At 57.9% G+C, this 12,265-nt stretch carries 12 protein-coding genes; 3 read left to right on the top strand and 9 right to left on the bottom strand.

The features are described 5' to 3' along the window. Positions 1–22: 22 nt before the first annotated feature. From BLT54_RS08190 to BLT54_RS08180, 3 genes are all read right to left on the bottom strand, one after another. Positions 23–658: a DUF1523 family protein gene (locus BLT54_RS08190; protein WP_074643341.1), complete on the bottom strand. Its 636-nt coding sequence runs from the start codon at positions 656–658 to the stop codon at positions 23–25. Positions 659–669: 11 nt separating this feature from the next. Continuing rightward, positions 670–936 carry a hypothetical protein gene (locus BLT54_RS08185; protein ID WP_074643338.1) on the bottom strand — a complete coding sequence of 89 codons (267 nt, stop codon included), beginning with the start codon at positions 934–936 and terminating at the stop codon, positions 670–672. A 130-nt stretch (positions 937–1,066) separates the two neighbouring features. Next, positions 1,067–1,465, bottom strand: coding sequence for a hypothetical protein (locus tag BLT54_RS08180; RefSeq protein ID WP_074643334.1), 399 nt, complete (start codon positions 1,463–1,465; stop codon positions 1,067–1,069). A gap of 184 nt (positions 1,466–1,649) precedes the next feature. Between BLT54_RS08180 and BLT54_RS08175 the strand changes: the two genes are divergently transcribed. After that, a complete protein-coding gene (locus BLT54_RS08175) occupies positions 1,650–2,216 on the top strand; it encodes a hypothetical protein (RefSeq protein WP_083351752.1) in 567 nt (188 codons plus the stop codon). A gap of 74 nt (positions 2,217–2,290) precedes the next feature. Here BLT54_RS08175 and BLT54_RS08170 read toward each other — a convergent pair whose 3' ends face one another. After that, entirely contained in the window at positions 2,291–3,499 is a 1,209-nt protein-coding gene (locus tag BLT54_RS08170) for an aminotransferase-like domain-containing protein (protein WP_074643331.1), read from the bottom strand. Between the two features lie 216 nt (positions 3,500–3,715). Between BLT54_RS08170 and BLT54_RS08165 the strand changes: the two genes are divergently transcribed. Next, positions 3,716–5,878, top strand: coding sequence for an esterase-like activity of phytase family protein (locus BLT54_RS08165; RefSeq protein ID WP_074643583.1), 2,163 nt, complete (start codon positions 3,716–3,718; stop codon positions 5,876–5,878). A 74-nt stretch (positions 5,879–5,952) separates the two neighbouring features. Here BLT54_RS08165 and BLT54_RS08160 read toward each other — a convergent pair whose 3' ends face one another. From BLT54_RS08160 to BLT54_RS08140, 5 genes are all read right to left on the bottom strand, one after another. After that, the gene (locus BLT54_RS08160; RefSeq protein ID WP_074643328.1) at positions 5,953–6,435 is read right to left on the bottom strand and encodes an Hsp20 family protein; all 483 of its coding nucleotides are present in this window, start codon (positions 6,433–6,435) and stop codon (positions 5,953–5,955) included. Between the two features lie 160 nt (positions 6,436–6,595). Then, positions 6,596–7,396: a trypsin-like serine peptidase gene (locus BLT54_RS08155; protein ID WP_074643326.1), complete on the bottom strand. Its 801-nt coding sequence runs from the start codon at positions 7,394–7,396 to the stop codon at positions 6,596–6,598. A 53-nt stretch (positions 7,397–7,449) separates the two neighbouring features. Beyond that, positions 7,450–8,742: a glycolate oxidase subunit GlcF gene (gene glcF, locus BLT54_RS08150; protein ID WP_074643323.1), complete on the bottom strand. Its 1,293-nt coding sequence runs from the start codon at positions 8,740–8,742 to the stop codon at positions 7,450–7,452. Next, positions 8,742–9,881, bottom strand: a complete 1,140-nt coding sequence (locus tag BLT54_RS08145) for an FAD-binding protein (RefSeq protein ID WP_176832848.1) — start codon at positions 9,879–9,881, stop codon at positions 8,742–8,744. Before BLT54_RS08145 ends, glcF begins: the two co-directional genes overlap by 1 nt. Then, the gene (locus BLT54_RS08140) at positions 9,878–11,314 is read right to left on the bottom strand and encodes an FAD-linked oxidase C-terminal domain-containing protein (protein WP_074643320.1); all 1,437 of its coding nucleotides are present in this window, start codon (positions 11,312–11,314) and stop codon (positions 9,878–9,880) included. The genes BLT54_RS08145 and BLT54_RS08140 overlap by 4 nt, the downstream gene beginning before the upstream one ends. A 93-nt stretch (positions 11,315–11,407) precedes the next feature. On the opposite strand from BLT54_RS08140, the gene BLT54_RS08135 reads away from it, so the two are divergent. Beyond that, positions 11,408–12,094 carry a DUF599 domain-containing protein gene (locus tag BLT54_RS08135; RefSeq protein ID WP_009572219.1) on the top strand — a complete coding sequence of 229 codons (687 nt, stop codon included), beginning with the start codon at positions 11,408–11,410 and terminating at the stop codon, positions 12,092–12,094. Positions 12,095–12,265: the final 171 nt, after the last annotated feature.

Raw genomic sequence — 12,265 nt, 5'->3', positions numbered from 1 at the left:
GGGCCTTCCGGCCCCTTTCTCTTTAGCGTTTCTTAAACCAGCCTTTGACTTTATCAACGGCATTGTCCTTTTTCTCATCCATCACATCCCAAGCGTCTTCGACATCCTCGACCAGCGGGGTAATCGTGCGCTCGCGGAATTGCGCCAGCATCCGCCAGATCAACAACAGCACCACGGCAAGAAAGGTCAGGATCACGATATTGACCCATGGGATGATGGTCGCGTCGGGACCGGGCACCGGTTTGATCCCCATGGCATTCGGGAACAGCGACAAGACCTGAGACCGCCAGCCATAATGGGTGACGGAGACCCATTCCGGGGTGTCCTTGTTGGAAATCGCGTCATTGGCTTCGGTGTAAAGATTTGCCGTGTCGAATTTGAAATAGGGCGGCCAGCCCCAGCCGGTGTCCTCATTGCGATACACGATGGATTTGCCGTTCGGACGCACCGCCTGAATGAATTGCACATCGCGGTTTTGCGTTGTTGTCGATCCATTGTCGGGCGCTTGCCAGAACATCGACGTCCAACCGGAAATATCCTGACGCTCCTCATAGGTGTTCACGATCCGCACAATGTCATGTTGTGGCAGGGTGTAATGAAGAAATCCCCCCACCAGCAAAACGATCAGAGCGATCAGGGTCCATTTGGCGTAACGCATCGGGGCCGTCCTTACATAAAATTGGTCACATAGAAGATCACGCAAAAGGCAATCAGCGGCAGGATATAGACGAGCAGCAACAGCTTTGGCCGGAACGAGCGCTCATACTCTTTGATCCCCTCCTCCACATAAGCCTCCCTGTCGCCAATGGAACCCTCTTGGGCCCATTCGTCCTCCAATCTTTCGCGGGTCAGCGAGCGGACATAGACGATCAAAAGACCGTAAAGCACGCTCAAAAGCACGAAACCGATCACCAAGAAGCGCAGGAAACCAAGCATGTTTGTCTCTCCTGTCCGAAGCTGTGCCAATCCGACACAGAGCCGCGTAGCTCATGTTCAAGGTTCTGTTTAGCGGGCTTCGGACAAAAGCGCGAGGGGCTTTGATCCTCTGCCGGTCAGGCCCGTGCCGTTACGATGCGTCATCCATGGGGGGAAAACGCATCCCCTCCTCGGCCTTGATCCGTTCAATCCGGCGCGCGAGGCTCAGCCAGGCCAAAAGCATCAGCGGACCCCAAACAAGGGTGGCGAGTGCGGCGCGGCGGGCCAAAAAGGCGCACACCTGTAGCGGTTGCTGTGGGAAAACCTGCCAAAGCGGTTTGCCCTCCGCCTGATAGAGCACCGCAAACAGCACGCCACTCAGACCAAACAGGAGAAGAGCGCTCATCAGAACCGAAACGAACAAGCGTCGCTGCGAGCGCGTCCCTTTCGGCGTCACCACAAAAGGAATCGCCAGCGCCGCAGCACCGATCAGCACCACAGGCAGCGCAACAGCGACAAAAAACCCGCCGCTCTCACCAAAATGCCCCATCTGCCACTCCTCTTGCTCATCTTGTCATGATCCTGTGCCACAGCTTAACCCGACAGTTCCAAACAAAAAATGGACACAATGGGTTTCTGTGTGGACAGCGCGTGATGCCAACGTCCCATTCTCCCCCTTGTCCGGCGGCAACGAAGACGCATAGATTCAAGAAACTTTATCCAGGAGCCCCGTTATGAACACTCTTAAGACCATGCTCGCAACCTCTGCCTTGCTCACCACGCTCGCCACCGGCACCTTTGCGGACGAGGTCACAGACACGCTTGAAAGCGCACTCAAGGCCTATGGCGAGGGCGATGTTTCCTATGCGATCGAAGAACTCGACTATGCCAAACAATTGCTCAAAGAGATGCAAACGGGCGCCTTGTCCGACTTTTTCCCCGCCCCGCCCGCCGGTTGGACCGCCGAGGATGACGCAGATACCGTGGCGGGCTTTGCCATGATGGGCGGCGGCACGGCGGCGGCGAAACGTTATTTCAATGATGCGGGCGAAGAATTTACCATGACCATTGTCGTTGACAGCCCAATGATTGGGATGATGGGCGGCATGCTTCAAAACGCTGGGGCGATGGGTCTAAAAACCATCCGCGTGGGCCGTGAAAAATTCGTCGATCAGGACGGTACAGTGTCGGCGCTGATCGAAGGGCGCGTTTTGGTTCAGGTGGAAGGCGGCGAACAGGATGTGATCGTTCCGCTTCTTGAACAGATCAACTTTCGCGATCTGGGTCGGTTCGGCTACTGAGATTTGGGCCAATGAGACTTAGAGTTGAGGCGGGATTGCACCGCCTCACTCTCCCTTACATCCGCCGCGCCCCCTTACATCTGCGCCCGAATGACCTGCGCGAGGCGCGCGATGCCCTGTTCGATTGTGGCCGCAGGCAACATCGAAAAATTCAGCCGCAGCGTGTTGGTGTTCGATCCATCGGCGAAAAACGCAGCCCCCGGCACGAAGGCCACATTGGACTGCAACGCCTGTTTCAACAGCTCGGCCCCGTCCATACCCTTCGGCAAGGTGACCCAGATAAACATCCCACCCGCAGGCTCGGTCCAGGACACGCCCTCGGGCATATGCGCCGAAAGCGACGTCAACATCGCCTGAAGCCGCGCGCCGTAAACGCTGCGCAGGGTTTCGACATGGGTGTCAAACACCGCCCGCGCCACTTCGGCCACAGCGATCTGGTTGATCGTCGCGGTTTGGAGGTCCGCCGCCTGTTTGGTCAGCACCAATTGCGAAATGACGGGCTTGGCCGCCACGGCCCAGCCGACCCGCAAACCGGGGGCGAGGGTTTTGGAAAAGGAGCCAAGATAGATCGTGCGGCACGCGTTGATGTCGTCGGTCTCTTGCATCTCAAGCGCTAGGATCGGCGGCACTTCGGCCCCTGAGTAGCGCAGCGATTGGTAGGCGGCGTCTTCGACAATCGCACAGTCCAAAGCCTGCGCCTGCGCCAAAATTGCCCGGCGCTCAGTGACCGAAAGTGTCACCCCGGTGGGGTTGGCGAAATCCGGGGACAGATATGAAAATTTGACTTTTCCGCCATTTTTATTGGCATTTTCAAGGATGTCTTGCGGCGTGCGGTTGTCGGCCGGGTCAAGCCGATCATAGACCGGCTCATAGGCATTAAACGCCCCAAGCGCGCCCAGATAGGTCGGCCAGCCAACCATCACTGTGTCATCCTTGTCGATGAAGACTTTGCCGAGATAATCCAACGCCTGTTGCGATCCGGCGGTGATCAGGATGTTGTCACGCTCGCATGCCACCCCTAGCCGCGCCATATAGCCCACGATCCAATCGCGCAGCGGTGTGTAGCCCTCGGAGGTGGCATATTGCAGCGAAATCCCCGCCGCCTGCACATCCGTGGCCTTGGCCATCGCCGCCGCAAAGGCTTCGCGCGGAAAATAGGCCGGGTCCGGGATGCCCCCGGCAAAAGAAATGATATCGGGTTGATCCAAAAGCTTCAAAAGCTCACGGATTTCCGAGGCTTTCATCCGGGATGTGCGATTGGCGAAAAGCGATGACAGACTCATGAGGGACCTCCATTGCTTTGTATCTCGCTCTCCGCCGCATTTAAGTCAACACCGCTGACATGAATAGTGATCCGCATTCGTGCACAGCACAGGGGCGCATGCATGCACAGCGCAGGGCCAGAGTCGCGTTTCACAAAACTGAAACACAAACGTCACGAACACGATACCAAGGCGCGCCACACCGCGTGGGAACACCAACCCCCGAGGGACCACATGATGAAAAAGCACCTGCTGCTGGCAGCCTCCGGCCTTGCGCTCTGCGCAAGCGCGGCCAATGCCGAGATGAATTTCAACCGCATCGCGTCTTTTGCCACACCGGGCAATATGGCCGAGGGCGAAGATCACGCCCGCCCCACCTCTGCCGAAATCATCGGCGCCTCTGAGGATGGCATGACGCTTGTTTATTCCGACAGCCCGCTGGGCGTGATCGGTCTGATCGACATCACCGATCCGAAAAACCCGGTTGCCAAAGGCAACATCGACATGGGCGGCGAACCGACCTCCGTGACCGTGATCGGCAACACCGCTTTCGTGAGCGTCAACACGTCTGAGAGCTACGTCAAACCGTCAGGCAAACTCGTGTCCGTCAACCTCGCAGACGGCTCCATCACCGGCACCTGTGATCTCGGCGGTCAGCCGGATTCGACCGCGCACAGCGATGCAGGCGATCTGGTTGTCATCGCCATTGAGAACGAGCGCGACGAAGACCTGGGCGACGGCCGCGTTGGTCAAATGCCCGCTGGTTTCATGGTCACCGTTGGCGTTAACGACGAAGCTCTGGTCTGCGACAGCCTGAAAAACATCGACGTCACAGGTCTGGCCGAGATTGCACCGGAAGATCCCGAACCCGAATTCGTGGACATCAACAGCCTCGGCGAGATTGCCGTGACGATGCAGGAAAACAACCATATCGTGATCATCAATGCCGATGGCGAGGTGATTGGTGATTTTTCTGCGGGCAGTGTGGATCTGACCAACATTGACACCAAGGACGAGCGCGCCGCTTTGACCTTTGATCAAAGCCAGCCGGGTCGTTTGCGCGAACCCGATGGTCTTCAGTGGCTCGACGACACTCATCTTATGATCGCCAACGAAGGCGACATGGATGGCGGCTCGCGTTCTGTCACCGTGTTCCACAAAGACGGGACCATGGTGTTTGAATCCGGCGCTGATTTTGAGCATCCGATCATTCAGGCCGGTCACTACCCGGACAAACGTTCCGACGCCAAAGGCGTGGAACCCGAGGGCATGGAAGTTGCCACCTTTGGCGACACAACCTATGCCTTTATCCTGGGCGAACGTGCGTCGACCGTGTCCGTCTATGACGTGACCGATGCCGCAAACCCTGTGTTCAAACAGCTTCTTCCCTCGGGCATCGCCCCCGAAGGTGCGATCGCCATCCCCGAGCGCAATCTGTTTGCAACCGCCAACGAAGCTGACCTCATCGAGGACGGCGGCGTGCGCGCCCACGTCATGCTCTATGAATTGCAAGACGCACCGGCCCAGTACCCGACACTGACATCCGAAGGCATGGACGAATTGACCGGCTGGGGCGCGATCTCTGGCATGGTGGCCGACGAGGACGGTATGATCTACGCCGTCAACGACAGCTTTTATGGCTATCAGCCGACCATCTTTAAAATCGACCCCACGTCCAAACCGGCGAAAATCGTTGATGCAATCCGCGTGACCCGTGCCAATGGCGATGCGGCACAGAAACTCGACATGGAAGGCATCACTCTGGATGGCAAAGGCGGCTTTTGGGTCGCTTCCGAAGGCCGCACCGACCGCGTCACGCCCCATGCGATTTACAATGTGAACGCAAAAGGCGAGATCAAAAAAGAGATCGGCCTTCCGGCAGAGTTGCTGAACGTTGAGACCCGTTTTGGTTTTGAAGGCATCACCAAGGTCGGTGACACGCTTTGGATGCCGGTTCAGCGCGAATGGAAAGATGACGCGAAGCACAGCGTCAAACTGGTCGCCTATAACCTTGAGACCGAGGAATGGGGCGCTGTGTCCTATCCGCTGGCAACCCCGGACACAGGTTGGGTGGGTCTGTCTGATCTCGCGGCCCATGGCGATTACTTCTATGTCATCGAGCGCGATAACCAAATCGGTGCCAATGCCAAGATCAAAAAGATCTACCGCATCCCGGCCTCTGAAATGGTGCCTGCGCCGCTTGGCTCTGAACTGCCCGTCGTGTCGAAAGAAGAGGTTCGTGACCTGATCCCGGATCTGAAATCCTTCGGCGGCTATGTGGTTGATAAAGTCGAAGGCCTTGCCATCACCAAAGACGGTGAAATCTTTGTCTCCACAGACAATGACGGTGTGGATGACAGCTCGGGTGAGACCTTCTTCTGGTCCATCGGCAAGATGTAATCCGCCCTGAAAAACACGGAAACGCCCGCCAAATGGCGGGCGTTTTTGTTTGAATATTCAGACCACGAAAACGATCAGGCCTCGACCGTCTCCGGCGCGTTTTCAATCACCTGGGTCGTCACGGTCTTGGGTCCGGTGATCTCGATCTGACGCGGTTTCAGCGCCTCTGGCACTTCGCGCTGAAGCTCGATGTGCAACATGCCATTCACATGCGACGCGCCCGTCACCTTGACGTGATCGGCAAGCTGGAACCGGCGCTCAAAGGCGCGGGTGGCGATGCCACGGTGCAGATAGGTTTTGGATTTTTCATCCTCGCCCTCGGCTTTGCGCGCAGCGATGATCAGCGCATTCTGGCGCTGCTCGATGGTGATGTCTTCGGTTGAAAACCCGGCAACGGCCAGCGAAATACGCCACGCATCATCGGCGGTTTTTTCAATGTTATAAGGGGGGTAGCTCGGCTGAGTGACCTCTTGGGTCAGAACGCGGTCCATCATATCCGCGATTTGGTCAAAGCCGACAGTGGCCCGGTACAGCGGGGCAAGATCAAAGTTACGCATGGGTTTCCTCCATTGAGCGAATCCAAATGTTAAGCCTTCCACACGCCCATATGGGCAGGACAGGCGAAGGGCCGGACCCTATCTAGGCGTCCGACCCTGTAAATTTGGGGATGGGGGAAAGCGGTTTCAAGAGGCGGCGCACTGCTCGCTCAATGCCCACTCAATATCCGGCCACACCGACCACAAATTCGGTCTCGGTCAACTCGGGGAGTGGGCCGGCCTCAACCTTTTTAAAGTTGGTACGCCCGGTGGAGGCCAGTTTCAAAAGATCGCCCAAGGAGCCGTCAAGCGAGGTGCCGACCGAAACCTTTTGGCCGTGATATTGCGCCTTGGCGGAGATCACCGAAACGATGCGCGGGCGCGGACCGGTCATGTCGAAAATCGGCGCACCGGAGGAGCCGAAATCAACGTCACAAGAGGTCACCAAAACACCTCCCTGACGCGCCATCACATGACAGCTTGCCTGCAAAGACGGGGTTTCGGCACGGTCATGGGCATAGGAAACCACGCCCACGGCCTGGCCTTTTTCAGGACGCGCAGCGGTTGGAAAGGGCTGCACCAAGCCGTTACGCACCGGGCGGTCCAATTCGATCAGGGCGATGTCATTGACCAAGCGGTCATGACGATCTCCGGTGGAAATCGAAAAGCTGGGGTGGACATAAATGGCACGGGCGGTGCGATACGCCTCGGCGGAGCCATTGCGCCACCCGGCCTTAAAGGTCACGTCACCGGGCGCATGAGGTTTGTGCGAATAGATGTCAAACATGCAATGCGCCGCCGTCAGCACCAAAGTTTCGGTGATCAAAGAGCCGGTGCAAAAGCTGCGCCCGGCGAAATCGAGACGCCCGACGGCTTCCCAACCGCGACTGTCGTCCCCGGTCCGAAAGGCCTTGAGCGCACTATCGGCCTGTGCCTGCCCCAACGAGATGAGCAGAAAGACGACGGTCAGTAAATATTTCATTTCGGCCCCATTCCCTGTTCGCCCCTTAGCGATAATGGGACTTCAGGGCGGGATTATGGCCGATTCGAGAACAATTTGGGCGGTTTTTGGCCGCCTGTTGCCCAATCAAGCAATTCAACCGTGTGAACCACAGGCACATCCATGCCCGATCCCAACTGTATCATGCAGCCGATATTGCCCGCAGCCACGACATCTGGTGTCTTCTCCGACAAAGTTTTTATTTTCCGGGCTTTCAAATTTTTTGAAATTTCGGGCTGCAAAAGGTTGTAGGTGCCCGCAGATCCGCAACACAAATGGCCATCGCGCGGCTCGACCACCTCGAATCCCACCCGTTTCAAAAGGTCCTTGGGGTAGGTTTTGATTTGTTGTCCATGTTGCAGGGAACAGGCGGCATGATAGGCGACTTTCAGGTCTTGTTTGCCCGCTGGCAGGTCGAGTTGCATCAAGACCTCAGACACATCTTTGGCCAAAACGGCGATCTGAGCCGCGTCTTCCGCCATCTCAGAGCTGCGGAACATATGGCCGTAGTCTTTCACCGTGGTGCCACAGCCCGAAGTGTTGATCACAATCGCGTCCAACCCCTCGCCCGCGATTTCCGCCATCCAAGCGCGGATGTTTTTGGCCGCCGCTCTGTGGCTCTCCGCCTCTTTGCCCATGTGATGGGTCAGCGCGCCACAACAGCCCGCACCTTTGGCCACGACCACCTCACAACCGAACCGGGTCAACAGCCGGATCGTGGCGTCGTTGATATCGGTATCAAGCGCCTTTTGCGCACAGCCCGTCATCAAAGCCACCCGCATTTTGCGCGGGCCTTTCGCCGGGAACACCTGTGCATCGTCATTGCGCGACACCGGCGGAATGACCTTCGGGGCCATCTCCAACATCGCTTTCAGGCGTGGATCGGGCAGAAGATGCCGCAAAGGTTTGGCAATTTTTGCCCCCAAAAGTGCTACGCGGAACCGGTTCGGATACGGAATGATCCGCGCCAAGGTCCAGCGCAGCAGCCGATCCATCAGCGGACGTTTATAGGTTTTTTCAACATGCACCCGCGCGTGATCAATCAAATGCATGTAATGCACACCCGATGGGCAGGTGGTCATACAAGCCAGACAGGACAGGCAACGATCCAAATGTTTGACCGTGCGCGCGTCGGCGGGCCGGTCGTTTTCCAACATATCCTTGATCAGATAAATCCGCCCGCGCGGGCTGTCCAACTCATCGCCCAGGACCGCATAGGTCGGACATGTGGCGGTGCAAAACCCACAATGCACACAAGAGCGCAGGATCTCATTGGCGCGCGCAATACCGGGATCGGTGAGCTGTTCGGGGGTAAAATTCGTCTGCATCAGCCCATCATCCCGGGGTTAAACTTCTGTTCTGGATCGAATTTTTGACGCAGCCCTTTGGACAACTGCGCAACGATTCTGTTTTCCGGCGGGAACACGCCAAGCGTGCGCTTGGTCTCGTCGCTGGCGCGCACCAAAGTGGCATGGCCTTTGCCCATCTTGGCCCGCACATCCGTGCCCGCCGTCGTCAACAGCCAAAGCCGCCCGCCGCCCCAATCATAGATCACATCTTCTGGTTGGAGCGCAGCCACCAAACCCGGCGCCTCAGACGGCGTCACCGACACCCGCCACACATCGCCGGGCACGCCCACAAACCGCGTCACATCCCGGATGGCGCGCCATATCTCACCATTGTGCGCTTGGTCCCACTCCACATCCGCGGCACCCAGATCGGACAACCGCTGGTGCAACGCCTCCACCCGGTATCGTACCGCGCTCTCCATCCCCTCAAGCCGCAGCAACGTGCGCGCAGGCGTCCCATCCGCGCCTTGGCGGAGATGCGCCGCACCCGTAATGTCAAAAGGCGTGCCCAAAGCGCGCGACATCGTGTTGACCGCCTCCACCTCCGTTTGACCCTCAAAGATCAGCGTCGCGGTGGTTTCCGGGATCGGCTGGGTCTTGAGGCTGACCTCTGTCAAAATCCCAAGCGTGCCTTGGCTTCCCGCCATCAGTTTCACCAGATCAAGCCCGGTGACATTCTTCATCACCCGCCCGCCATTCTTGACGATCTCGCCACGACCATTGACAAAACGCACGCCCAAACACGCATCCCGACAGGCCCCAACCGCCACCCGGCGCGGACCAGAGGCATTCGACGCCACCATCCCGCCCATGCTACGCACCCCGGCGCGCTCTAACAGCGGTGCCAAATCAGGCGGCTCAAACGCCAATCTCTGATGCTCCACCGCAAGCTGCGCGCTCACCGCATCCACAGCCATCCCAGCCGACACCACAAGCGTCAGAGCCCCCGGATCATAGTCGAACTGCGCGCCGGTCCAAAGCAACCGATCCCCCTCCGCCAGCCCAATCCGGCTGGTGCCGCCGCCCGTGACCACAAACGGCCCACCCGCGCGGATCATATCGGCAAGCTGTGCTTCCGTGTTGCAGGATATGTCTTTTACCGTGGCCAAAATACTCATTGCGCACCCCTCCGACCCGCGCTCACAGTAAGCGGGAAAACCTTCGCCGGGTTCAAAACCCAGTTCGGATCAAACACGTCCTTCACCGCCATTTGTGCCTCAAGATCGGCGGGAGAAAATTGATGGGTCATCAGATCGCGTTTCTCAACCCCCACGCCATGTTCGCCGGTCAAACAGCCGCCCACATCGACGCAGAGCCTCAAAATATCCGCGCCCAACGCCTCAGCGCTTTCCAATTGGCCGGGCTCATTCGCGTTGAACAGGATCAGCGGGTGCATATTGCCATCGCCCGCGTGAAACACATTGCCGACCATATGCCCTGCGGCCTCAGACAGCTCCCCGATGCGTTTGAGCACCAAAGGCAGCGCGCCCACCGGGATCGTGCCATCAAGGCAAATATAGTCGCCCATCTGCCCCATCGCGCCAAAGGCGGATTTGCGGCCCAACCAAATGCGCGCGCTTTCTTCCGGGCCTTGGCTTTCACGAATTTCAACCGGATTATGGCGTCTGGCGATGGTGGTGATACGAGCCAGTTGGTCCGCGATCTCTTGCGGCGATCCTTCGACCTCGACGATCAAAAGCGCCTCGCAATCGGGGTAACCCGCCCCGGCAAAGGATTCGGTGGCGCGGATAATCGGCCGGTCCATGAATTCAATCGCCACCGGGATCAGACCCGATTTGATGATATCGGCCACACAGGCCCCCGCGACCTCATTGCTGTCAAATCCGATCAACACCGGTCGCGCGCCTTCGGGCTTTGGCAAAATGCGCAGGGTCGCCTCGGTGACAATCCCAAGCTGCCCTTCAGAGCCACAAATCACCCCCAAAAGATCAAGCCCGCCCGCGTCCATATGCGCGCCGCCGATCTCGACCACCTCGCCATCGGCCAAAACCATGGTGACGCCCAAAAGATTGTTTGTCGTCACGCCATATTTGAGGCAATGCGCGCCGCCGGAATTCATTGCGATATTGCCGGCTATGGCACAGGCCAATTGGCTTGAGGGATCGGGGGCATAGAAAAACCCGTCGCTTTCGACCGCAGCCGTCACCGAGAGATTGGTCATCCCGGTTTGCACCCGGATGTAGCGGTCGCTGGTGTTGATCTCAATCACCTCACGCAGCCGCGCCACCCCAAGGATCACGCAATCCGCCGTTGGCAAAGCGCCCCCCGCAAGCGAGGTCCCCGATCCACGCGGCACCACCGGCACGCCCATCTCGTGACAGATGCGCAGGACGGCGGCCACCTCTTCGGTCGTGCTCGGCAACACGGCCACCAAAGGCGCGCAACGATAGGCCGTCAGCGCATCACATTCATAGGCCCGCACCTCCTCGGGCGCGTCGATCACCGCGTCTTTCGGCAGTACCGCGCGCAGCCGGGCCACGAGTTTTGGCTTTTGCGCAAGGAGGTCGGGGTTGGGGGTCGGCATGTCCATTGTGATCTCCTCGCTTTCATTGGTAACTTTTTATAACCAATTTACCAGAATGACAAGTCTACATGGTTTGCGTATTGCTATGATATGGAACTCTTGGATCATCTCAAATTTTTCACGTCCCTCGATGCCCTCGCCGTCGGCTATTTGCTGTTGGCGTGGTTCGGGATCGGCTATGTCATCGAACGCCCTTTGGGATCGCGCATTTCGACCTCTGTTTTGGTGGCCAATTACCGAAAACAATGGATGATCCAAATGATCACCCGCCAGCCACGGATTTTTGACGCAACGATTTTAGGCACCCTGCGCGAGGGCACATCGTTTTTCGCCTCCGCCTGTCTGATCGCCATCGGCGGTGGCTTGGCGGCGATTTCAAATGCCAAGAAACTGAGTGACGTGGCCCAGAACCTGGCCCTTGATGCGCCTGAAATCATTTGGGAAGTCAAAATTCTTTTGGCTCTGCTGTTCATCACCAGCGCCTTTTTAAAATTCATCTGGTCCAACCGGCTGTTTGGCTATTGCGGCGTGGTCATGGCCTCTGTGCCAAATGACAAAAACGACCCCCTGGCCCTGCCCCGCGCGCAAAAGGCCGGGGATTTGAACATCACAGCGGCCCGCGCCTTTAACGGCGGCTTGCGCGGCATTTATTTCGCGCTTGGCTCGCTTGGATGGCTGCTTGGCCCGGTCGGCTTGCTGGTGAGCACAACGCTCACCCTGTTCATCCTGTTACGGCGCGAATTCGCCTCCACCTCACGCGAAATTTTACTGCGCGACGAAGGTTGATGCCTTTTCTGAGACGTGTTCACCTTAGGGCAAGCCGAATGGGCGCACAGAACACAGCAAATCCCAATGCGAGTAAGAAAGAGCAGTCGTTCGTGACTTACGCGGCAAATGGCTGCTTTGAGGCCACTTTGACTGATGCTGTGGTCTGTATGAAAGTCGGCTATGCCAAAT

The sequence above is a fragment of the Celeribacter baekdonensis genome (assembly GCF_900102315.1).
Lineage (GTDB): Bacteria > Pseudomonadota > Alphaproteobacteria > Rhodobacterales > Rhodobacteraceae > Celeribacter > Celeribacter baekdonensis.
Note: the sequence above shows the minus strand (reverse complement) of the source record. Positions and strands in the feature narration are given on the sequence as shown.